This window comes from Amycolatopsis echigonensis, assembly GCF_002846615.1.
Classification (GTDB): Bacteria; Actinomycetota; Actinomycetes; order Mycobacteriales; family Pseudonocardiaceae; genus Amycolatopsis; species Amycolatopsis echigonensis.
Window position 1 is genome coordinate 3,840,852 of the sequence record NZ_PJMY01000003.1, and the last position, 21,833, is coordinate 3,862,684.

Genomic DNA, 21,833 nt, shown 5'->3' on the forward strand with positions numbered 1-21,833 from the left:
GAATCAGAACTCCACCACGCTGCGCAGCACGTCGCCGTGGTGCATTCGCTCGAAAGCCTGCTCCACGCCGTCGACGCCGATCCGTTCCGTGACGAACTTGTCCAGCGGCAGCCTGCCCTGCAGGTACAGGTCGACGAGCATCGGGAAGTCCCGCGACGGCAGGCAGTCGCCGTACCACGACGACTTCAGCGAACCGCCGCGCGAGAAGAAATCGATCAGCGGCAGGTCGTTGAGCTTCATGTCCGGTGTGGGCACGCCGACCAGCACGACGGTGCCGGCGAGGTCGCGACCGTAGAACGCCTGCCGCCAGGTCTCCGGACGGCCGACCGCGTCGATCACGACGTCCGGTCCGAACGAGTTCGTCGCGTCCTGCATCGCGGCCACCACGTCCTCCTCGCTCAGGCCGCGGCTGTTGACCATGTGCGTGGCCCCGAAGTCCTTGGCCCACTGCAGTTTCCGGTCGTCGGTGTCGATCGCGACGATCGTGGTGGCCCCGGCGAGGCGCGCGCCCGCGACGGCCGCGTCGCCGACGCCGCCGCAGCCGATCACCGCGACCGAATCGCCGCGCCCGACCGCGCCGGTGTTGATCGCCGCGCCCAGTCCGGCCATCACGCCGCAGCCCAGCAGCCCGGCGACGGCGGGTTCGGCCCGCTCGTCGACCTTGGTGCACTGTCCACTGTGGACGAGGGTTTTCTCGAGGAACGCTCCGACGCCGAGCGCGGGGGACAGCTTCGTGCCGTCGGTGAGCGTCATCGGCTGTTCGGCGTTGAAAGTCGAGAAGCAGTACCAGGGCTTGCCGCGTTTGCACGCCCGGCAGGTGCCGCAGACCGCGCGCCAGTTGAGGATCACGTAGTCGCCGGGCGCGAGATCGGTGACGCCCGCGCCGACCTTGTCCACCCGGCCCGCGGCCTCGTGCCCGAGCAGGAACGGGAACTCGTCGTTGATCCCGCCCTCGCGATAGTGCAGGTCGGTGTGGCACACCCCGCACGCCTGCACCGACACGACGGCCTCGCCCGGTCCGGGATCCGGGACCACGACCGTCTCGAGCGTGACCGGCTCACCCTTGGCCCGCGACACGACACCCTGGACCTCGTACGGCATGCGCACAACCCCTTACCCGCAACAGCGTTCTCGCGCGCAGCTAGTCCCAGCTGCCGCCCCACCACCACCCGCAACGGAGCGGCTTCGCCGCACAGTTAAACATCCGTCATGCGCATGTCGCCATAGCCCGGATCGGTTCCGCTACTCACCGGTCGCCCCGTCGAGCAGCTCGCGCACCACATCCAGCTGACCGACATGCCGGGCGTACTCCTGAAGCAGATGAAAGAGGATCCAGCTCAAGGCGGGCGGCCGTGCCGGGGAATCGAAGCGGTCGCGGCCGCGGGCGATGTCCTCCAGCCGCGCGCCGGACACGATCGCGCGGGAGGCCGCGCATTCCTCCAGGAAAAGCGCCCGAATCGACTCCGCCGATTCGTCCGCGCCGACCGACCACTTTCCGGTCTCGGGATCGCTCTCGCCCCAGACCGGATCCACGTTTTCGCCCGCGAAACCCCAGCGCAGCCATCGCCGTTCCACGAACGCGAGGTGCTTGAGCAGCTCGAGCGGGGTCCAGCCCGAAGGAAGCCTGCTGGTGCGCAGCTCGTCGTCGGACAGGCCGTCCAGCTTGCGCAGCAGCGTTGCCCGGTAGTAGTCGAGGTAAGCGAGGAGCAGTTCTCGGGGGTCCGACAGCGTATCCGGCGGCTCGGTCACGAGGGGCACCGTAGCTCCGGAACGGCCTGACGAACCAGCGGTTTTACGGCGTGATGAGGTAAACGATCCCGCCCGGCCCGCCCGCCACCGCGCCGGTCTCGGTGTGCCGCTTCGTGCGCTGCCAGATCTTCTCGAACTGGTCGCGCTTGTACACCGTGCGCACGCGGCCGTCGGAGCTGGACGCCGGGTCGTTCGCGATCACGTCGCCCGCCTGGGTGAAGCCGACGACGACCATCAGGTGCCCGGCCGTGCCGTAGCCCGCGCCGTCCAACTCGCTGGCCAGGAACGACTGCGAAGTGATCACCGGGATGCCGCGCGCGATGTAGTCCTCGAGTTCGTTGAGGTCGTGCAGTCGCGTGATGTGTCCGCGCAACCCGAGCGTTGCGGCGTACGCGGTGTTGAACGGCCAGTTGCCGGTGCCGTCGTACGCGTAGTCATAGGTGCCGCGCGCGGCGTAGACGACCGACCGGTCCTGGTAGTCCGCCGGGATCCAGTCCATCTGCTCCGCGGACGGCTTGCGGCCCCAGTATTCGGCGACCATCTCCGTCGACGTCGGGCTGCACCACGCTTCGCCGCCACCGCCGTACTGCGGGAACTGTCCTTTGTGGATGTTCTGGGCGAACGGCGGCACCTTCAGCTCGATGCCGCGCGCCCGGCCGGGCTTGGTGGTCTGGACGTCGAACCGGTCCGGAACGTTCGAGGTCATCGCGCCGAGCGAGGACAGCGTCGGCGTCGTCGGCGAACCCTGTTCTCGGTACAGCGTCACGCGCAGCTGGTACGAGCGCAGCGTGATGCCCGCCTTCGTGGCGAGCGTGTCGACGTCGACCGAGGCGTTGGCGTCGTCTTGCCCGTCGACGCTGGTGCGGTGGATGTCGCCGTCCCCGCTGGCCCAGCGGCCCATCGTGTACCAGGTGGTCTCGGCCCCCGCCGAAGTCCGGCCGCGAGCCTGCACCTCCAGCCACGTCTTCGCCGGGGTGCGCGCGTTCCACGACGCGATCAGCTGCGTCGCGTCGAAGCCCTGCCGGTAGCTCGGCGACGTCCAGGTGCCGTAGTCGTAGGTGCGCGTGGTGCCGAGCCCCGGTTCAGTGTGCACGACGCTGCCCGCCGGGTGCGTGATCCGCAGGCCGCCGTAACCGAAGCCGAGCCCGTCGAGCCGGCCCGCGAAGAACGAGCCGGACGACCATTCGTGGTAGTCGATGGCTTCGTCGTTACGCGCGTGCTGCGGTTCCGCGGCGGCCTGCGCCGCACCAGCCGTGAGCATGACGATGGACAGTAACGTGACCAACCCGCGAACCTGCATTCCGGCTCCGTCCCCAGACCCCAGTGGTAGCCAAAGATTTTCGCCTTCCGGAGCGGGTAAGTAAAGAGCCGCCGCTACAACACTGCTTGCGTCTGGGTGATTTTCGCGGCGAGCTTGCCGTCGTCGTCGTGGATTTCGGTCTCGACGACCACGACGCGGCGCCCGGCATGCAGTGGTCTGGACGACGCGGTGGCGTACCCCGAACGGACGCCGCGCAGGAAGTTCGTTTTGGACTCCAGTGTCGTCGTGCCCTGCGCGCCCTCGGGCAGATTGAGGAACGCGCAGACGGCGCCGGTCGAATCCGCCAGCGCCATCAGGACGCCGCCGTGCAGCACGCCGCCGAGCGTGCACAGTGATTCGTCCCACGCGATCCGGCTGCGGACCAGGTCCGCGCCGTGCTCCAGCACCTCGATGCCGAGCCGTTCGCTGAACGGCATCGTCTTGTGGAACAGTTGCGTGCCTTCGACGTCGGTCATGCCGAGCAGTCAACCGCAACCGGGTGCGTGGCGTCGATTACCTCGGGGGTAATCAACTGAGCGGGTTAGGCAGCAGCAGCTCGGTGTTGCGGTCGCCCGCCTCGCCGACGCGGCTGAGGTTCGCGTGGATGTCGTTGTAGGAGAACTCGCGGTACATCGAGGCGAGCGCGTCGGTGGTGCGGGCGGAGTAGTCCACGGCGTACGGGGCGTCGGCCTCGATGAGCGTGGTGAACAGCGAGAGCGTGCCGTCGTGGTTGTCGGCCAGTTCGATGATCCGCGCGTGCTGCGGGAAGTCGATGTGGCTGGCGGTGTTGATCTCCCAGAAGCTCTGCGCCGGGGTCTTGCCGACGTGCGGGGTGATCTTGTTGAGGTGGGTGTGCCCGTTGACCCAGGCCACGACGTTCGGGAAGCGTTGCAGCATCGCGACGAACGTGTCTCCGTTGAGCCGCGGGTCGAGCAGGTGGCGGGCGTCGGGCAGGAGGTTGCCCATGGTGCCGCTGGTGTGGTGGCTGAAGAGGACGAACAGCTCGTCGGTGACGGAATGGGTGACCTTGCGGCCGAAGAAGTCGTAGTAGGTCGAACTGTTCCGCTTGAGCGTCGCCTCGACCCAGTTGAACTGCGCGAGCCCGATCGAACCGTCGGCGAACCCGCCCTGCGTGGTGGTGTCGAGGCTGATTCCGGTGACGCCGGGTGCGATGCGGAAGGTGTAGTAGACGTTCAGGCCGTCGGAGTTGGCGTCGGTGAAGCCGTGCCCGACCGGTCCCGGCCCGGTGTTCTTCGCGGCCAGATGCGCCTTGACGAACTCCGAGGTGCTGAACGGACGCCGTCGCGGGTCCGGCGTGACCTCGCGGACGGTGCCGCCGCCGAACAGTTCGGCGAGCGGCACGCTCTGCCCGTTCTGGATGGCGGTGCCGAGCTTCCGCGCGCTGCTCTCGTCCTTGCCGATGACCTTGTATTTGCCGGTGTACCAGGCCTCAATGCCCGGAATGCCCTCCGGCAGCGTGCCGACGACGCTGTCGTCGTGGTTGCCGAACGTGCAGTACCAGGGCAGGTTCAGCCCGGGCGCGGTGAACGGCGCGATGCCGGCCTCGAGCAGGCCGGGGATCTGCGGGAAGCCCTTTTTGGTGTAGTCGTCGGCGAGCCGGGTGCCCGGGTTCCAGAATTCCGGGTTGCCGGACGCCTGGACGCCCTCGTAGCGGTTCGGGTCGCCGGAGTTGGGCGTGATCGCGCCGCCGTTGAGCGTGGTGAGGAACCAGTCGAGTTCGAGAAGCTCGTGATTGTCGGTGTTGTCGCCGGTGGTCATGACGAAGTCGAACTGCCGCCCGGTGAACGGCCCCGCGCCGAGACTGTTGACCCGCTTGACGAGCGCGCTGGTCGCGACCGTGCCGAGCGTTTCCTGCGGCCGGTGCGCGGACCCGATGAACGGATGCAGATACTCGAACCGGGCGGGCGATTCAGTGTCGGTGATATGCAGATCGGTGAACTGCACGAACGCCCCGAGCGCGGTCCGCCGGTCGTCGCGGCCGGACTTGCCCTCGACGAGATCCGACCGGACGGAGACCGGCCAGCCAGGCCCGGCGGACAACCGCGAGTACCCGGTGGGCGCACCGGAAGCAGCCTGGTCAAGCGTGGTCCCGGCGGTCCGGACAGCCCGCCGCGCGGTCCGGTTCAACGCACGGTCCAGCGCGTTGGCCGTCGGAGTGCAGAGCAGCAACCCCACTCCGGCCACGCCCGCGGTGGTGAACGCCCGCCTGGTCAGTTCCGCCATGTCTCACTCCCCGTCTCGCCGTGCCCCAGCACGCTCCCGGACGCCCATGACGCCTCGGTGAACTACTCCGGAGCAGAACGCGAAGCTCTCTCACATTCGCCGTGACAACGCGGGAGACTCTGTCACACGACGACGGGTGCCACTACCGCCGAACGGAGGGGGAGATCACCACCCACAGCCCGTCCCTGAGGGCCACTCTCACGGACCCTGATTCCCCCCAAGAGCCCCCTCGCGACCAACCGTCCCCCAAGAAGCCGCCGCCACCGCACCCAACAATCGAGGCACCCACACCACCCCCGCACCCCGATACGAAGCCTCCTCTGCGGTTCAGGGGTGCTTGTCAAGGCATCTTTCCCGCCTTGACAAGCACCCCTGAACCGTCAGCACAATCAAGCTTCGGGGTGCCCCACGCACACCCGCATGCAATGTCGCCGCCAGGCGACGAGCAGGCCCCAAGACCCCTCGGCAGTAGACCCCTCAGCAGTAGAACGCGCAGGTAGCCCCCACCGCGGACAACGACACGAAGAACCAGATCAAGAAGATCACCGCCGGGATCGCGGCCAAAATCCCGCACACCAGTCCGGCGATCCCCATCCCCTGCCCAGTCCACCCGGGCTTCCCGGCCTGCACCATCCCGGCCCAGGACAGCCCGATCGCCGTGATCGCCGCGACCACGTCGAAGAACGGGACCCAGAAGAAGATCAGCGCGACGATCCCGACCACCATGCCGCCCACCGCGAGCCCGCTCGTCTTCAGCGGCACGGCTCCCGGGTACGGGGCGGCGTACGGCGAGCCGTACATCGGCGCTCCATAGGGCACCGGCGCGGAGGAGTAGCCCGGCGCCGGCGTAGGCCCGGACGGATATCCGGGCGCGGGCACCGGACCGGACGGATGGCCCTGCGCCGGGTCCTGGCCGGGGTAGGGCTGCTGCTGATACGGGTCCGTCATGGGTGCACTCCTGCGACTGTGGCGACGGTGAGTCGTCGGCGGCTAACGGCGAAACGTTACGCGCGGTGGCCGGGCGATGTGACGGTTTTCAGCCTTTTAACCCAGATTCGGTGACGCCGCGCACCAGATAGCGCTGGAGAAACGCGAAGAGCACCACGATCGGGAGGATCGACAGCGCCGCGGCCAGGAACAGCAGGTTGAGCTGGGGGTTCTGTGCGGTCAGCAGTCCGGACAGGGCGACCTGCACCGTCCACGAGTCCGGCGACTGCGCGATGATCAGCGGCCACAGGAACGCGTTCCAGCTGCCGATCACGGTGATCACCGCGATCGCGGCGAAGAAGCCGCGCGAGTTCGGCACCACGATCTTGCGGAAGACGCCCCACCGGGACAGGCCGTCGACGCGGCCGGCGTCTTCGAGTTCCTTCGGGAAGTCCAGGAAATACTGCCGGAACAGGAAAACGCTGAACGCGCTGAACAGGCCCGGGATGACCAGGCCGCGGAAATCCGAAAGCCAGCCCAGCGTCGACACGACCACGAAACTCGGCACGAACGTCACCGACGTCGGGATCATCAGCGTCGCCAGCACCGCGTAGAACACCGGCTTCGAGTAGCGGTAGGGCACGCGCGCCAAGCCGTAGCCGGCGAGCGAGCACACGACCAGCAGGCCGACGGTCTGCAGCACCGCGACGACCACCGAGTTCACGATGCTGCGCGCGAACGGCACGTCCTGCTGGTCGAACAGCTTCGTGAAGTTCTCCCAGTGGATCTGCTTCGGCCACAGCGTCCAGCCGGGCGCGGTGATCTCCGCACGGGACGCGAGGCCGTTGCGCAGCAACAGGTAGAACGGCAGCAGGAAGAGGATCGCGGACACCGCGAGCGCCGTCCAGCGAAACACCGCGCGGATCATGTCGCGCTCCGATCGAACCGGAAAAGCCTGCCCTGCAGGAGAGTCACCACGGCGATGAGCAGCGCCAGGATGATCGCGCCCGCGCTGCCGCGGCCCAGATCCTGGCCGCCGGAGCCGAGCGACGTGTAATAGAGGTACACCAGCGGCGGCCGCGCGAACGGCGGATAACCCCGGGAATCGCCCATGATGTTGTAGAACTCGTCGAACGCCTGATAGGCGTTGATCAGGTTCAGCAGCAGCACGGCCACCGACGTCGCGCGCAGCTGCGGCAGCGTGATGTGCCGGAAAACCTGCCAGCCCGGCTTCGCGCCGTCGAGCCACGCCGCCTCGTACAGATGTCGCGGAATCCGTTGCAGCGCAGCGAGGAACAGGATCATGTAGAAGCCGAGCTGCAGCCACAGCCGAGCGGTCACCAGCACCACCCAATACAGCGGCGGGTGCACGGTGCCGGTCCACGCCACCGGGTCGATGCCGAAGACGCCGAGCACGGTGTTCGCGAGACCGTAGCGGACGCCGGAGAACAGCGACGTCTTCCAGATCAGCGACGCCACCACGTACGAACACGCGAACGGCAGGAAGAACACCGAGCGGAAGAACGCCCGCGCGAACCGCAATTGGTTCACGCCGACCGCCAAGGCGAGCGACAGCACGTACGTCAGCGGCACGATGAACAGCGCGAACACGCTGAATGTGCCCAGGCTCGCGACGAACGGGCCGTCGGAGAGCATGTGCGCGTAGTTGTCCAGTCCGACGAAGACGCTGGGGGTGACCGTATTGCGCGCGTCGAAGAACGACAGGTACAGGCTCCACCCGATCGGCACGTAGGCGAAGATCGCCAGGCCGAGCAGGAACGGACCCACGAACCCCCAGAACGCCACCGTGTCCCGGCTTTTCCGGGACAGCTTCATCCGAACAGGCGTTTCAGCTCGGCCTGCGCGACGGTGACCGCGGCCTTCGTCTGCGCCACCGGGTCCGCGCCCTCCTTGGCGATCTTCGCGACCGCGTCCGACAGCGCGGTGTTCGAGGTCTGCGTCCACACTGGACCGCCGATGAGGTGGCTGTTCTCCTTGACGAAGTTGACCACGTCGGCGGCCGGACCGCTCTGCAGCGTCTGTGCTTTGTCGATCAGGCTCTGCCGGGCGGGCACGTGGAAGCCGTAGCGGGTGGCGAACTCCAGCTGGTTGTCGGTCTGGTCGATCCACAGCCACTTCACGAACGCCTTGGCCTCGTTGACGTGCGCGCTCTTCGCGTTGACCATCGCGCCGTACGCGCCGACCGGAACGGACGGCTTGCCGCTGTCGTCCAGCTTCGGGAACGGCAGCACGCCGAAGTCGTCGTTGAGCGCGTCGCGGATCTTCGGGACGTTCCACAGCCCGGTCCACTGCATCGCGCAGAGCCCGTCGACGAACGCGCCCGGATCCGACCAGTCGGCGGGCGCGCCGAGCAGCAGGGAACCGCTGGTGTTCAACGCGCGCAGCTTGCTGAACGCGGCGGCCGCGCGCGGATCGTCGAAGCCGACCTCGCGGTTGTTGTTCTTCAGGTAGTCCAGTCCGGCAGACCACAGCAGCGGGCCGGTGAGCGTGCCGACACCGCCGTCATTGCCCGCGAAGAAGCCCTTCACGCCGTCCTTCGACAGCTTGCCCGCGGCGTCGATCAGCTCGTCCACCGTCTGCGGCGGCTGCACGCCGGCGGCCTGCAGCATGCTCTTGCGGTAGAAGAGGACCTGCGTGTCGGTGGCCTGCGGAATGCCGTAGACCTTGCCCTCCACGGTCTGCGCGGCGAGCACGGCGGGGCTGAAGTCGTTCTTGACCGGTCCGATGATGTCGTCGAGCGCCACCACCTGGTTCTGCCGGACCCAGTCGATCTTCACCTGCGCTTCGAAGACGTCCGGCACCGGGCTGTTCTGCAGCGCGGTGACGATCTTCGAATCGTAGTCGCCGGGGTTCCACACCACGTTGACCTTCGCGCCCGGATAGCTGGCCGCGTAGTTCTTGACGGCTTCCTGCACGCCGTCCTCGCCGTAGGCGTGGTACCACTGCTGCAGCGTGACCTTCGGGGCCTGCGACGGGGTCGAGACGCCCGCCGACATCGCCGTGGACGGCGGCGGATCCCCCGGCCGCCCGGTGTTCGACCCGCACGCGGCCGCGAGGCCGCCCAGTGCCGCCGTTCCCGCCAACGACAGGAACGCCCTCCTGCTCCGCTGCTGCATCCCCAGTTCTCCTCCGACGTGCTGGGAAGGGCTCCTTGCCCCGCACCAGATTCCCTCACGGAACCCTTCCCAGGCCGACAACTCGCCGGAGATTTACCGCTCAGAGGTGTGAGATGTCGAGCTTTCCCTCGGAGTAGGACGCGCGCAGCCGCTTCTTGTCGAACTTGCCGACACTCGTCTTGGGCACCTCCTCCACGAACGTCCAGTTCTCCGGCAGCTGCCACTTCGCGACCTTGTCCGACAGGTACTCGCGCAGTTCCTCAGCGGTGGCCTGCTGGCCTTCCTTGAGCACGACGGCGACCAGCGGGCGTTCGTCCCATTTCTCGTCCGGGATGCCGACCACCGCCGCCTCGGCGACCGCCGGATGCCCCATCACCGCGTTCTCCAGGTCCACCGACGAGATCCATTCGCCGCCGGACTTGATCACGTCCTTGGCGCGGTCGGTCAGGGTCAGGAAGCCGTCCGGGCTGATCTTGCCGACGTCGCCGGTGCGCAGCCAGCCGTCGTGGAACTTCTCCGGGTCGACGTCCGATCCGCCGTGGTAGGCGCCGGCGATCCACGGACCGGACACCTCCAGCTCGCCGACCGCCTCGTTGTCCCACGGCAGCTCCTCGCCGTTGTCGCCGATCAGCCGGGCCGCCACGGACGCCGGGAAGCGGCCCTGGGTGTAGCGGTAGGCCCAGCGCTCCTCGCCGGTCGAGCTGGCGGGCGGACGCGCGACGCTGCCCAGCGGCGACGTCTCGGTCATGCCCCACGCGTGCAGGATCGGCACGTGGTAGCGCTCCTCGAAGGCGTGCATCAGCGACGGCGGCGCGGCCGACCCGCCGACGACCACCTCGCGCACGTGGCTGATGTCCTGCGGGTTCGCGTCCAGGTGCGCGAGCAGGCCCTGCCAGATCGTCGGCACCGCGGCGGCGAAGGTCGGCTTCTCCGCGGCCAGCAGCGCGGCGATCGGGGCGGGCTGCAGGAACCGGTCCGGCATCAGCAGCGACGCGCCGACCATCATCGCCGCGTACGGCAGGCCCCACGACATCGCGTGGAACATCGGCACGATCGCGAGCGCGAGGTCTTCCTGGGCGAGCCGCATGCTGTCGGTCATGCAGACCTGCATCGAGTGCAGCCAGATCGATCGGTGCGAGTAGACGACGCCCTTCGGGTCACCCGTGGTGCCGGACGTGTAACACATCGCGGCCGCCGATCGCTCGTCGATCTCCGGCCAGTCGAACTCGTCGGGCTGCGCGGCCAGCAGCTCGTCGTAGGAATGCACGGTCACGCCCTCGGGCGCGGTGAGCGCGGACGCGTCGCCGTTGGCCACGATCACGTGCTTGACCGTCTTCATCCCCGGCAGGTTGCTCGCCAGCAGCGGCACGAGCGTGCCGTCGACGATGACGACGTGGTCCTCCGCGTGGTTCGCCACGAAGACCAGCTGCTCCGGGAACAGCCGGATGTTCAGCGTGTGCAGCACCGCGCCCATGGCGGGCACTGCCAGGTAGGCCGCGAGGTGCTCGGCGTTGTTCCACATGAACGTGCCGACCCGCTGGTCGCCGGTGACGCCGAGACCGCGCAGCGCGTTCGCCAGCCGCGCGGCGTGCTTGCCAAGCTCCGCGTAGGTCTCCCGGCGGGCTTCTGAACCGGTCCAGGTGACGACTTCGCTCTTGGCGTGCACCTTCGTGCCGTGGCGCAGCAGCTTCGCGAGCGACAGCTGTCCGTCCTGCATCGTGCTCAACATGGGTGACTCCCGTGGTGCTCGTTCGCCGGTGAACTGGGGTGCGCCCGACTCTAATGCGGAACCGCCGGATCGGGCACGAACAAGTTCGGTCACGGCTTGTCGGCCGTCTCCCGCCATCGGGTGGCGGCCCCACTGTTTCATGATCCACTTCTGTCGCGGTTTCTGTTGCGGGGCAAGAAAACGCGTTGTGTTAACTGCGTTGAAATACACTCTCGTTCGGGTGAGGTAATAGGGTCGAAAATGCGCCCTTCCGGGCCGTTTCCACAGGTCGCGAGGGGTCCCCTCGCGCAGGTCCGCCGCGCCCGTCGACGGGTGATAAGTGCGTGTCGGTTGCGCGGACCGCGCGCACGTGGCGTTTACTGGGGCCGTGGTAAGTGACGGCTGGCCAGCGCTTGCAGCTGCAAGCATCGGCTGAGACCGTCGGCCGCGAAAGCGGAGACCTGAGAGGAAAGGACATTACGTTGGCTCTGCCCACGTTGACTCCGGAGCAGCGCGCCGAGGCCCTCGCCAAGGCGGCAGAGGCTCGTAAGGCGCGCTCGGAGCTGCTCGCTTCGATCAAGTCCGGCAAGGAGAGCATCGAGTCGGTGCTCAAGCAGGCCAAGGAGAACAAGACCATCGGCAAGACGAAGGTCACGCAGCTCCTCAAGGCGGTGCCCGGCCTGGGCGCGGTCAAGGTCGCCGCGCTGCTCGAGCAGGCGGGGATCGACCCCGACCGCCGGGCCGCTGGCCTGGGCGAACGGCAGCGCGAAGCGCTGATCGACGCGCTCAAGTAACGCTGATCCGGCGGCCGCGGGGAAGGTGCGCGAGGTGTTGCACCGGCGACACTTTCCCCGCGGCGCTCCCGGATCCTGAGACGCTGGTGGAGTGACGACCAGTACCGCGCCGGCGACCCCGGCCGAGACCACCGTCCGCTACCAGCGTGGCGACTTCTTGTTCGCGACCGCCCGGCGCGCCCTGCTCGCCCGCGGCGCGCTCGGGACCGTCACCGACGCCGACCCTCGCCGCCTCGCCCGCTCGGCAGCCGCTGAGCTGGACCGATCCGGCGTGCCGCTCGCCGTCGGCGTGCTGCCGTTCGACACCGGACCCGGCGCTGCCTCGCCGGGGCACCTCGTGCTGCCCCGGACGGTGCATCGCGCCCAGGCGCAAGCCGAGGCCTCTGCCGCGCCGCCCGCCGCCGACCTGCCCGCCCCCGTGGCCACGCGGCGGCTCCCGTCCGCCGACGGCCACCGCGAGAACGTGCGGGCGGCCGTCGCCGCCCTGCGCGACCGTGATCTGCGCAAAGCCGTGCTGGCGCGTGCGCTCGAGCTGGAATTCGACGCGCCGATCCCGGTCGAGGCGATCGTGCGCAACCTCGCGCGCGGCAATCCGTGCCATTTCACTTACGCCGCCGAACTGCCCGGCGGGCGCACGCTCGTCGGGGCCACCCCTGAGCTGCTGCTTTCCCGGACTGGCGACTCCGTGTACACGACCCCGCACGCCGGGTCGATGCCTCGTTCGGCTGATCCGGAGACCGACCGGGCCAACGGCGAAGCCCTCCTCGCGTCCGCGAAGGACCGGGAAGAGCATGACCTGGTGATCGACTACGTCATCGAGTCGCTGCGGCCGTTCTGCCGCAAGCTCGACGTCCCCGCCGGCCCTGAGCTGGTCTCCACGCCCGCGATCTGGCATCTCCGGACGTCCATCACTGGCGAGCTGGCGGACCGTTCGGTGACCGCCCTCGACCTCGCCGCCGCGATGCACCCGACGCCGGCGGTCTGCGGCACCCCGACCGTCGCCGCGCGCGACCTCGTGCAGGAGCTGGAGCCGTTCGATCGCGGGTACTACGCGGGCGCGGTCGGCTGGGTCGACGCCGCGGGAGACGGGGAATGGGCCGTCGCGATCCGGTGCGCCGAAGTGGCCGAGAAGTCGATGCGGCTCTTCGCGGGCGGCGGCATCGTGCCCGCCTCGGACCCGGACACCGAGTACCAGGAGACGATCGCGAAGTTCCGCACGCTGCTCGGCGCGATGGGGCTGGACGACAGCGCCTCGTGAGGCTTACGGCAGCCAGTGCTCCTCGGTGACGCTCAGGCTGTCCGCGGTCAGCGCCGCCACCGCCGCCCGGTGCCCGTCGGCCGCCTTGAGGTCGGCGAGCCGGGTGCGCGCGGGGTCGAGTGCTTCGTCGCCGGACGCCACCAGTTCGGCGGGAGCGTCGTAGCGGGAGAACGTGATGCTCTGCAGCGGGATCTTCAGGCCCTTGCCGGTGGCCTTCATCACCGCTTCCTTGCGCGTCCAGTAGATGAAGAAGGCTGCCGAGCGCTCCTCGTCCGACAGGCCCGCGACAGCTTCCCGCTCGGCCGGGCTCAGCGCGTACTCCACGAGCGAGGCGTCCGCCCTGCGGGTGGCCGTTTCGACGTCGAGGCCTACTGGCACCCCGTCGGTGACCGCGAGACCGATCAGAGTGCCCGAATGCGAAATCGACAGCACCAGGTCCGAGCCCGGCACGCGCGGACGGCCGTGCGGTTTGCCGCAGTCGTCGCAGGTCGCGTCGAAGCGCACGGACTCGGCCGCGCCCCCGAGCCGTTCCGCGACGAGGGTCTTCGCGAGCACCCGGCCGGTCAGGAAACGGCGCTGGTCGATTTCGAGCCGGTACGCGTCGTAGCGGCCTCGTTCCAGGTCGTCCAGCAGCTTCAGGTAGCGATCCTCCGCGGCCAGCGGTTCGGACCAGCGCACCACGATTTCGGTCACCGGCGTACCCTCCCTCGTCCGCCTCCGATCTTGCCGGGGCGCGCCGAGGTTTGTCATGCCCCTATCCCGGACGCGGCGAAGGCCCCCTCGGAGTCCGAGAGGGCCTTCGCGGCTGGATAACGAGTGTTACGACTTGTCTTTGTTGCGCATCGCGATGGGGACCCCGGCTAGGTCCTCCTCGTTGCACAGCAATTTCACGTCGTAGTAGGGCGAACCCTGTCGCTCGTCGTAGTCTAGGTGGATCGCGAGGACGTCGAGCGGTTCTCCCAGCCACTCCTGCGCTTGGCGCAGCCATACTGCACAGCGCTCGAGCGCGCTGGGCAGGTCGTCGTCACGAAACTCGACTGGTCGATACGGCACGTCCTGGACCTGATCGCGCGGGTTTGAGGGTGCGGGCAGGCCAGGCGAGAGTCCCGAGTCGTCCAGTTCGAGTTGGATCGTTTGCTCAGTCACCCTTCGAGCGTCCCCCACGTTCGCCGTCTGAGCAAGGCGTACAGCGCTAAAAGCCCTCTTGGACAGGCAAGTCCCACACCTGGGCGACCACTTCGAGGCATTGCCGGAGGTCCTGCGCACGCACCGCGACCGGATGCCCGAGCACCCGCAAGGCCAGTTCCGCGTAGTGCGTGGCCAGGTCTTCGAGCTTGAGCGGGCCCTTCGGGGAATACCATCTGGCCACGCCGCTGCACATTTCCAGCAATGCGAGCCGCGTCACGGTCGGCTGTGCGGTGTGGAACACATTCGCCGCGGCTCCGTCTTCGATCGCCTTGGCCCAGTACCGCTCGTATTCGTCCCGCAGCGCGACCACTCGCGCACGCGCCGGAGCCGAGAGCGCGTCGACTTCGTTGTCCACCACCCGGGTTTCGCCCGGCTGGGCGGCATGCGCGAGGACGTGCAGCGCGACCAGCGTGCGCATCCGGACCACCGGATCGTCGCTGCCCGCGGTGGCCTTCGCGACCGCGTCGATCAGGCGGAGCAGCGAGGTCGTCATGATCTCGACGAGAAGATCTTCCTTGGTGCCCATGTAGTGGTAGAGCGTCGCCGAAGAAAGTTCGGCTTCCTGGGCCAGATCCCGGATGCCTGTGCCGTGGAAACCCTTGGTGGCGAACAGTTTCACGGCCGCCGCCCGTACTCGTTCGGCGCTGCTCACTGCCACTCCCCGGTGCTGCGGTCCCAGGAGCCGGCACGGAGGTCGGCGACCTTCCGCAGCTCGCCCTTCGCGACGCGTTCAGACGGGGTGCGTGGCAGGTCGTCCGCGAAGGTCCAGAACCTCGGCACCTTGAAGTACGCCAGCTGCCGCGCGCAGAACTCCGCCAGCTCCTCGGGCGACGGCCGGCCGTCGGAGCACACGACGTACGCCTTCACTTCCTCGCCGCGCAGCTCGTCCGGCACCGCGAGCACGGCCGCGAGCTGCACTTTCGGATGTTGCAGCAGCGCGCGCTCGACCTCGTCGGCGGAGATGTTCTCGCCGCTGCGCCGGATCATGTCCTTGGTGCGGCCGAGGTAGTAGACGCGGCCCTCGGCGTCCATCCGCGCGAGGTCGCCGGTGTGGAACCAGCCGCCGGCGAAGGCGCGTGCGGTCGCTTCGGGATCTTCGTGGTAACCGTGCATCAGCCCGATGCCGCGGATCAGCAGTTCGCCGGTTTCGCCGCGCGGTAACGGTTTCCCGTCCTCTCCGGCGATCATCACCTCGCGGTCGCGGGTCGGCCGTCCGATGCAGCCGGTGCCCACCGCGGCGTCGTGATCGGCCTCGGACACCCGGAGGTCGCCGCCGGTCTCGGTCATCCCGAACGCCTCGTACCACGGCACGCCCCAGCGTTCCTCCAGCTGAGCGTGCAGGTCGGGCGGGATCGCCGACGCGCTGATCGCGCGGACGCGGTGGTTCCGGTCGTCCGGATGCCGCGGCTGGCGCAGCAGCAGCGTGGGCATCAGGCCGAGGCAGTAGAACCAGGTGACCTCGTACTCGCGGACCTTCGCCCAGAAGGTGGACGGGTGGAAGCGGTCCAGCACGACGAGCGTCGCACCGGCGGCCAGCGCGAGCGCGACGTTCCACTGTGGATCGATGTAGTGGAACGGTTGGGCGGTAAGCAGAATGTCGTCTTCGCCGACGGCGGGGAAGCCGGTGGCGAGTCCGATCGCGAGCGTGGTCCAGTACCGGTGGGGCAGCACGCAGCCCTTCGGCGCGCCGGTCGTGCCGGAGGTGTACTGGATGTTGACCGGCTGTTCGGCGACCACCGATCGCGGCTCGCAGCACGTTTCCGACTGAAGCGCGTCCGGCGTGAGGACGCGTTCCACGGCCGTTTCCGGCGCGATTTTCTCCAGCAGTTCCACGAACTCTTCGGCGGCTACCGCGAGTCGTGCGCCGGAGTGGCGCAAGACGTGCGCGCCGTCGAATTCGCGGTAGTTGATGTTGACCGGGACCAGAATGGCGCCGAGTTTGGCGAGCGCGAGCCACAGGAGCGGGAATTCCGGCTCGTTGCGGAGCATCACCGCTACGCGATCGCCTGCCTGGACGCCGTGGTCTTGGAGCGCTTTCGCCAGGCGTCCGCTGCGGTCGTCGACCTCGGCGAAGGTGAATCGGGCGCCGGTGCTGTCGAAGATCCACGCCGTGCGCTCCGGCCAGAGCTGCGCGGCCCGCGTGACCAGGGCGACCAGGGTGTCGACGTTCTGCAGCGGCGTCACGCCCGGCTCCGGAACGCTTCGGTCGACTCGCGGACGGCGGCCGAGTGCTCGGTGATCAAAGCGTGGGTGACCTCGAGTTCCAGCGCCGAATCGAAGGCGTGGTCGATCCCGGCGTCCAGCGCCCGCTTCGCCATCGTGGCGGCCTCCGGCGGGTGATGCGCGATCTTTTCCGCCCAGCCGAGCGCGAACGGCATCAGCTCGTCCGCCGGGAGCGCGGCGTTGACGAGCCCGATGTCGTGCGCGCGACGGCCGTCGATCCGCTCGCCGAGCAGCAGCAGCTCCTTGGCCTTGACCGGCCCGACCAGCAGCGGGAGCAGCCTCGACGCGGCACCGGTGACGCTCAGCCCCAGCGACACCTCGGGGAACGCGAACACCGCGTTCTCGGCGGCCAGGATCAGGTCGCAGCCCAGCGCGAACTCCGCGCCCGCGCCGATCGCGTACCCGTGCACGGCGGCGATCACCGGCTGACGCAGCGCGCGCAGCCGGCGCGTGACGTCCTGGAGCCGCTCCAGCCTCGTCCGGGAGTCCCCCTCCGGGGTGGGTTCCTTCAGGTCGTGCCCGGCGCAGAAGGCGCGGCCGTTGCCCGACAGCAGCACGACGCGGGCGTCGCTGTGCGCGACCTCCTCCAGCGCGGTCAGGAAGTCGTCCACCAGCACGGGCGCGACGGCGTTGAGCCGCTCGGGCCGGTTCAGCCGGATCTGCGCGATGCCGCCTTCGACGGCCAGGTCCACGGTGCTCATGGAGGTGAGCCTAGACGTTCGATCGATCGATCGATAGTGTCGAAGGCATGCAGGTTGACGCGGTGTACGAGAACGCCAGGCTGGTCACCGGCGACACCGCGCTCGCGGTGCTGCACGGCCGGATCGTGGCGCTGGGGGACGACGCGCGCGAACTGTCCGCCCGCCGCCGCGTCGACCTCGGCGGGGGTTTCGTCGCCCCCGGCTTCCACGACGCGCACAACCACATGGCCTGGTTCGGCATGGGCCTGGACGACGTGCCGCTCAGCGACTGCCGCACCGTCGACGAGGTGTACGACGCGGTGGCGCGGCGCGCGGCCGAGCTGCCCGCCGGGAGCTGGGTCGTCGGCAGCGGTTACGACCAGAACAAACTCGCCGGCGGCGAGCATCCCGACCGGCACGGCCTGGATCGTGCCGCGCCCGGCATGCTCGTGCGGCTCAAGCACACGTCCGGCCACATGACGCTGGTCAACTCCGCGGTGCTCGACCAGCTTGACCTCGCGAACGTCCCCGTCGGCGGCGACGTGGTCCTGTCCTCGGACGGCTCGCCGACCGGTTTGCTGCGCGAGCAGGCGCAACTGCTGCTGCGCCCGCTGACGTACCCGACGCCGCTCGAATCGGTGATCCGGGGCCTTGACCGGGCGAGCCAGCAGTACCTGTCCGAGGGCATCACCAGCGTCCAGGAAGCCGGAATCGGCGGCGGCCTGGTCGGCGAAACACCCGCCGAGCTGGCCGCGTACCAGCTCGCGCGCGAACGCGGCGTCCTGCGAGTGCGCAGCACGGTGATGGTCGCCGCGAGCGTGCTGCACGACCTGTCCGACGGCGCCGGTTTCGGCCTGGACCTGGGCCTGCGCACCGGCCTCGGCGACGAGTGGCTGCGCATCGGCCCGATGAAGCTCTTCGCCGACGGCTCGCTGGTCGGCCGCACCTGCGCGATGCACGAACCGTTCGACGGCGAACCGGACAACCGCGGCTACTTCCAGGTGCCCGAGGACGAACTGGCGCGCACCATCCGCCAAGCGCACGACGCCGGCTGGCAAATCGCGACCCACGCCATCGGCGACCGAGCCATCACGGTCGTCCTCGACGCCTACGAAGCCGCCCTGGCCGCCAGCCCGCGCGCCGACCACCGGCACCGCATCGAGCACTGCGCCGTGCTCCCGCCCGCGGAGCTGACCCGGCTGGCGTCGCTGGGCCTGATCGCGTCCCCGCAGGGCCGGTTCGTGAACGAACTGGGCGACGGCATGCGCGCGGCACTCGGCGAAGCGCGGGTGCCGTGGTGCTACCGCCTCCGCAGCCTCCTCGACGCCGGATGCGTGCTGCCCGCCAGCTCAGACCGCCCCGTCGTCGACGGCGCCCCGCTGCTCGGCCTCGCCGACATGGTCCACCGCCGGACGTCCACCGGCGAACCGTTCTCGGTGGAGGAAGCGCTGACCCCGGCGGAGGCCCTGCGCGCCTACACGTACGGCTCGGCCTACGCGACCTTCGCGGAGAGCTATCTCGGCACGCTCGAGCCGGGGAAGCTCGCGGACTTCGTGGTGCTGTCCGCGGACCCACTGTCCACAGTGGAGGACGCGCGGGTGCTCGGCACCGCGGTGGGCGGCGAGCTCCGTTACGAGGCCGGGTGATCGAAATGCCGGTTCAGCTGCCTACGAATGCCATCGCCTCCCTCGCCACCGCACTCCACTCCAGCGGAGACTCCGGATCCATCGCGAACCACTCCTTCATCGGGACGCCCTTGTTCGCGTCGAAGCGCACGCCGTGGCCGCCCTCCACCAGCTCGTCCACCCGCGCCTTCGGCAGCTTCACCACGAGTTCGCCGCGTACGAACATCGCGAAGATCCGCCCGTGCACCTTCAGCGCGTGCGAACCGAAGCCGCGCCCTGGCCGGGGCGGCGTGACGCCTGGGCAGAGCTGCAGCTCGTCGACCAGGTCTTCGAACCGCTCTTCAGTCATTCCCGCACCGTAGCCGCCACCACCGACAAGAAAGGGGCGCCCGATGCCCGTTCGCGACGCCGTCTTCGAGGACGTCGAGGAAATCTGCAGCCTCATCGAGGAACACGCGGTCTACGAGGAGAAGCACGACCTCAAACTCGACCGCGCCGAGATGAGCGGTCACCTGTTCGGTCCGGAACCCAAGGCGTGGGTGCTGATGTGCACGCCGCCCGGACGCCCGGACGTCATCGCCGGGTTCGCCTTCTGCAGCTGGAATTTCTCCACGTGGGAGGGCCGTCCGGGCATCTGGCTCGACGACCTGTTCATCCGCCCGGAGCACCGCAGGCACGGGCTGGGCCGGGAACTGCTCGACGCACTGCGCGCCCGCACGACGGGCCGGGTCGAATGGGACATGCAGGCGGGCAACGCGAAAGCGGAGGCCTTTTACGCGCAGCTCGGCGCGGAGCCGGTGCCGGGCTGGATCCGCTACCGCTGGCGGCCCTGACCGGCCGACCCCCGCGGGCTGGGCCCCGTATCGTATGCGGCATGGGAGATGGTTCCGTCCGGAGGTCGTCGTCGGTCGAGGACTACGTGCGGGTGATCTACGGGCTGGTCGAGCGGGGCGAGGCGGTCACCAACGCGTCGCTGGCCGGTCGGCTTGAGGTGAGCCCGTCGTCGGCGTCGGGCATGGTCACGAAGCTTTCGCAGCTCGGCCTGGTCGCGCACGTGCCCTACCGCGGCATCGAGCTGACCTCGGAGGGACGGCAGCTCGCGCGGTCGGTGCTGCGCAGGCACCGGCTGATCGAGACCTATCTCGTCTCCGAACTCGGCTACACCTGGGACGAGGTGCACGCCGAGGCCGACGCGCTGGAACACGCCGTCTCCGACCGGCTCGTCGAGCGCATCGCGGCCAAGCTCGGCAACCCCGTGCGCGATCCGCACGGCGATCCGATCCCGGCTCCGGACGGCAGCGTCGAGGAACTCCCGATGCGCATTCTGGACGACCTGCCGCCCGGTGCGGTCGGCGAGATCGTCCGCGTCTGGGACACCGATCCGGACCTGCTGCGCTACCTCACCGAGCACGCGATCGGCCTCGGCGAACGCATCGAGGTGGTCGAGCGGCAGCCGTTCGGCGGGCCGATGGTGGTGAAGGTCGGCCAGCCGCCGGACGCGGCCACGCACGCCATCGGCAAGGAGATCGCGCAGGCGTTGTCGGTCACCCTGCGCTGAGGGGCGTACGCGCGAGTGTCGCTGCCGGGCGGATGTGCCCGGCCGTGTGTCCGCCGACGATGGTCGGCATGACCACTACCAAGCCGTTCCGCTTCGGCATCGTCGCCGGGTACGCCCCGGATCTGGAGTCCTGGACCGCGCAGGCCCGCCGGATCGAGGAACTGGGTCTCGACACGATGTTCGCGACCGACCCGGTCGGCGGGCTCGACCCGTTGACGCTCGTTCCGGCCGCCGCCGCGGTCACGAGCAAGCTCACCGTCGGCACCTTCGTGCTGGCCGATCCGTTCCGCGACGCCCGGAACCTCGCGTGGCAGGCCGGTTCGCTGCATCAGGCGACCGGCGGCCGCTTCCTGCTGGGGCTGGGCGTCGGCCATCCCGGAGCGGGCGAGCACGCCGCGACGCTGGGCCGCGAGTTCCTTTCGCCCGGCGAACGCGTCGCCCGGCTGGCCGACACGATCGAGGTGCTCGCGCAGCGCCCCGAGCGGCCCCGGCTCATGCTCGCGGCTTCCGGGCCCAAAATGCTCGCGCTCGCCGCGCGCACCGCCGACGTCGTGACGTTCGCCTGGGGACCGCGCACCACCGAGGAGCAGGCTGACTCCATTGTGGACACTTTTCGCTCGTTCGCGGGAGACCGGGACGTCGAAGTGGCGGTGAATCTCACCGCGATCGGGGACAAGCCTTCTCCCCGGCTCGCGCGCTACACCGGGGTCGACATACCTCAGCTGGTCGAGGAAAAAGCGGTCACCGTGGTACCAGAAAACCCTGACGCCGCTGGGGAAATGCTTCTCCGCTGGCGAGAGCGGTGGGGGATTTCCTGTGTCACGGTCAATTCCGGCTATGCGGAACCGTTCGCCGCGATTGCCCGGGCACTGTCCGCACAAGGGTGAAAGCCCTTCCGATCATGCGTTGTCCGGCCTACGCTCCGAGGTTTCCCAGCGACGTGGTTCGGAGCGTGTGCGATGACCGGTCAGCGAACACCGACGATCGACCGGGGGAGGACAAGCGGACGGGAGCTCGGGCAATTGCTCGAAACCGGCCCGTTCGCCGAAGCGCTGCGCGCGGCCATCCGGGCCCGCGGGCTCGGCCTGGAACGCATCAGATATCGGCTGCGGGGAAGGGGAACGACGGTTAGTCTCGCGACCTTGAGCCATTGGCAATCCGGACGCTGCCGCCCGGAACGCCCGGAATCGTTGCGAGCCTTGCGAAATCTCGAGCAGATCCTCGGCGTCCCGGACGGGTCGCTGCGCAGGCTGCTCGGCCCGCCGCGTCCGCGCGGCCAGTTCCATCAGCCGGGCCAGCCGCTCCCCTGAGCGCGCCCGGCCGCGGCGGACGGCGAAGCGCGCCGGCGTATCCCGACGCCCGCGCGCCGCCGTCCGCCGCGTTCGCCAAGGCCCGTCCCGTGAACGCGCCGGGCTTCGGCATCGCGCGCCGAGGCCGAAACC

At 69.1% G+C, this 21,833-nt stretch carries 23 protein-coding genes; 7 read left to right on the top strand and 16 right to left on the bottom strand.

From position 1 onward, the window contains the following. Positions 1 to 3 precede the first annotated feature (3 nt). The 10 genes from ATK30_RS23200 to ATK30_RS23245 all read right to left on the bottom strand — a co-directional run bounded on the left by ATK30_RS23200 (position 4) and on the right by ATK30_RS23245 (position 11,086). Entirely contained in the window at positions 4 to 1,101 is a 1,098-nt protein-coding gene (locus ATK30_RS23200) for an S-(hydroxymethyl)mycothiol dehydrogenase (protein ID WP_101437403.1), read from the bottom strand. Positions 1,102 to 1,242: 141 nt separating this feature from the next. Next, on the bottom strand, positions 1,243 to 1,749 hold the full coding sequence (locus ATK30_RS23205; RefSeq protein WP_244194702.1) for a DinB family protein: 507 nt from the start codon (positions 1,747 to 1,749) through the stop codon (positions 1,243 to 1,245). Positions 1,750 to 1,792: 43 nt separating this feature from the next. After that, complete coding sequence (locus ATK30_RS23210; protein ID WP_208637404.1) at positions 1,793 to 3,049, bottom strand: peptidase C39 family protein; 1,257 nt, start codon at positions 3,047 to 3,049, stop codon at positions 1,793 to 1,795. 74 nt (positions 3,050 to 3,123) lie between these two features. Then, positions 3,124 to 3,525, bottom strand: a complete 402-nt coding sequence (locus tag ATK30_RS23215) for a PaaI family thioesterase (protein ID WP_101437404.1) — start codon at positions 3,523 to 3,525, stop codon at positions 3,124 to 3,126. Positions 3,526 to 3,577: 52 nt separating this feature from the next. Beyond that, positions 3,578 to 5,293 (bottom strand): TIGR03767 family metallophosphoesterase, encoded by a 1,716-nt coding sequence (locus tag ATK30_RS23220; RefSeq protein ID WP_101437405.1) that lies wholly within the window; start codon positions 5,291 to 5,293, stop codon positions 3,578 to 3,580. Positions 5,294 to 5,770: 477 nt separating this feature from the next. Continuing rightward, the gene (locus tag ATK30_RS23225) at positions 5,771 to 6,241 is read right to left on the bottom strand and encodes a hypothetical protein (protein ID WP_101437406.1); all 471 of its coding nucleotides are present in this window, start codon (positions 6,239 to 6,241) and stop codon (positions 5,771 to 5,773) included. Positions 6,242 to 6,329: 88 nt separating this feature from the next. Next, positions 6,330 to 7,148 carry a carbohydrate ABC transporter permease gene (locus ATK30_RS23230; RefSeq protein ID WP_167441984.1) on the bottom strand — a complete coding sequence of 273 codons (819 nt, stop codon included), beginning with the start codon at positions 7,146 to 7,148 and terminating at the stop codon, positions 6,330 to 6,332. Then, the gene (locus ATK30_RS23235) at positions 7,145 to 8,056 is read right to left on the bottom strand and encodes a carbohydrate ABC transporter permease (protein WP_101437407.1); all 912 of its coding nucleotides are present in this window, start codon (positions 8,054 to 8,056) and stop codon (positions 7,145 to 7,147) included. The genes ATK30_RS23230 and ATK30_RS23235 overlap by 4 nt, the downstream gene beginning before the upstream one ends. Next, on the bottom strand, positions 8,053 to 9,357 hold the full coding sequence (locus ATK30_RS23240; protein WP_101437408.1) for an ABC transporter substrate-binding protein: 1,305 nt from the start codon (positions 9,355 to 9,357) through the stop codon (positions 8,053 to 8,055). Before ATK30_RS23240 ends, ATK30_RS23235 begins: the two co-directional genes overlap by 4 nt. 100 nt (positions 9,358 to 9,457) lie before the next feature. Beyond that, complete coding sequence (locus tag ATK30_RS23245; RefSeq protein WP_101437409.1) at positions 9,458 to 11,086, bottom strand: long-chain fatty acid--CoA ligase; 1,629 nt, start codon at positions 11,084 to 11,086, stop codon at positions 9,458 to 9,460. Positions 11,087 to 11,547: 461 nt separating this feature from the next. Here ATK30_RS23245 and mihF point away from each other — a divergent pair, with 461 nt between their 5' ends. Then, positions 11,548 to 11,859 (top strand): integration host factor, actinobacterial type, encoded by a 312-nt coding sequence (mihF, locus tag ATK30_RS23250; protein WP_050788348.1) that lies wholly within the window; start codon positions 11,548 to 11,550, stop codon positions 11,857 to 11,859. A gap of 91 nt (positions 11,860 to 11,950) precedes the next feature. Continuing rightward, the gene (locus ATK30_RS23255) at positions 11,951 to 13,117 is read left to right on the top strand and encodes an isochorismate synthase (RefSeq protein ID WP_101437410.1); all 1,167 of its coding nucleotides are present in this window, start codon (positions 11,951 to 11,953) and stop codon (positions 13,115 to 13,117) included. Between the two features lie 3 nt (positions 13,118 to 13,120). Here the strand turns inward: ATK30_RS23255 and ATK30_RS23260 are convergent, their stop codons facing one another. From ATK30_RS23260 to ATK30_RS23280, 5 genes are all read right to left on the bottom strand, one after another. Continuing rightward, complete coding sequence (locus tag ATK30_RS23260; protein WP_101437411.1) at positions 13,121 to 13,810, bottom strand: 4'-phosphopantetheinyl transferase family protein; 690 nt, start codon at positions 13,808 to 13,810, stop codon at positions 13,121 to 13,123. 126 nt (positions 13,811 to 13,936) lie between these two features. Then, positions 13,937 to 14,263 carry a hypothetical protein gene (locus tag ATK30_RS23265; RefSeq protein WP_009083750.1) on the bottom strand — a complete coding sequence of 109 codons (327 nt, stop codon included), beginning with the start codon at positions 14,261 to 14,263 and terminating at the stop codon, positions 13,937 to 13,939. Positions 14,264 to 14,309: 46 nt separating this feature from the next. Continuing rightward, positions 14,310 to 14,957 (bottom strand): TetR/AcrR family transcriptional regulator, encoded by a 648-nt coding sequence (locus ATK30_RS23270; protein WP_101437412.1) that lies wholly within the window; start codon positions 14,955 to 14,957, stop codon positions 14,310 to 14,312. Beyond that, entirely contained in the window at positions 14,954 to 16,489 is a 1,536-nt protein-coding gene (locus ATK30_RS23275) for an ATP-dependent acyl-CoA ligase (protein ID WP_101437413.1), read from the bottom strand. Before ATK30_RS23275 ends, ATK30_RS23270 begins: the two co-directional genes overlap by 4 nt. Then, on the bottom strand, positions 16,486 to 17,229 hold the full coding sequence (locus ATK30_RS23280) for an enoyl-CoA hydratase/isomerase family protein (protein WP_101437414.1): 744 nt from the start codon (positions 17,227 to 17,229) through the stop codon (positions 16,486 to 16,488). The genes ATK30_RS23275 and ATK30_RS23280 overlap by 4 nt, the downstream gene beginning before the upstream one ends. A gap of 47 nt (positions 17,230 to 17,276) precedes the next feature. Between ATK30_RS23280 and ATK30_RS23285 the strand changes: the two genes are divergently transcribed. Beyond that, positions 17,277 to 18,854 carry an amidohydrolase gene (locus tag ATK30_RS23285; RefSeq protein ID WP_101437415.1) on the top strand — a complete coding sequence of 526 codons (1,578 nt, stop codon included), beginning with the start codon at positions 17,277 to 17,279 and terminating at the stop codon, positions 18,852 to 18,854. Positions 18,855 to 18,867: 13 nt separating this feature from the next. Here ATK30_RS23285 and ATK30_RS46310 read toward each other — a convergent pair whose 3' ends face one another. Then, positions 18,868 to 19,182, bottom strand: a complete 315-nt coding sequence (locus tag ATK30_RS46310; RefSeq protein ID WP_244194703.1) for a TfoX/Sxy family protein — start codon at positions 19,180 to 19,182, stop codon at positions 18,868 to 18,870. Between the two features lie 43 nt (positions 19,183 to 19,225). On the opposite strand from ATK30_RS46310, the gene ATK30_RS23295 reads away from it, so the two are divergent. The 4 genes from ATK30_RS23295 to ATK30_RS23310 all read left to right on the top strand — a co-directional run bounded on the left by ATK30_RS23295 (position 19,226) and on the right by ATK30_RS23310 (position 21,701). After that, complete coding sequence (locus ATK30_RS23295; RefSeq protein WP_101437416.1) at positions 19,226 to 19,666, top strand: GNAT family N-acetyltransferase; 441 nt, start codon at positions 19,226 to 19,228, stop codon at positions 19,664 to 19,666. 41 nt (positions 19,667 to 19,707) lie between these two features. Further along, positions 19,708 to 20,391, top strand: a complete 684-nt coding sequence (locus tag ATK30_RS23300; protein ID WP_101437417.1) for a metal-dependent transcriptional regulator — start codon at positions 19,708 to 19,710, stop codon at positions 20,389 to 20,391. A gap of 68 nt (positions 20,392 to 20,459) precedes the next feature. After that, positions 20,460 to 21,278, top strand: a complete 819-nt coding sequence (locus ATK30_RS23305) for an LLM class flavin-dependent oxidoreductase (protein WP_167441985.1) — start codon at positions 20,460 to 20,462, stop codon at positions 21,276 to 21,278. 72 nt (positions 21,279 to 21,350) lie between these two features. Then, the gene (locus tag ATK30_RS23310; RefSeq protein ID WP_101437419.1) at positions 21,351 to 21,701 is read left to right on the top strand and encodes a transcriptional regulator; all 351 of its coding nucleotides are present in this window, start codon (positions 21,351 to 21,353) and stop codon (positions 21,699 to 21,701) included. Positions 21,702 to 21,833: the final 132 nt, after the last annotated feature.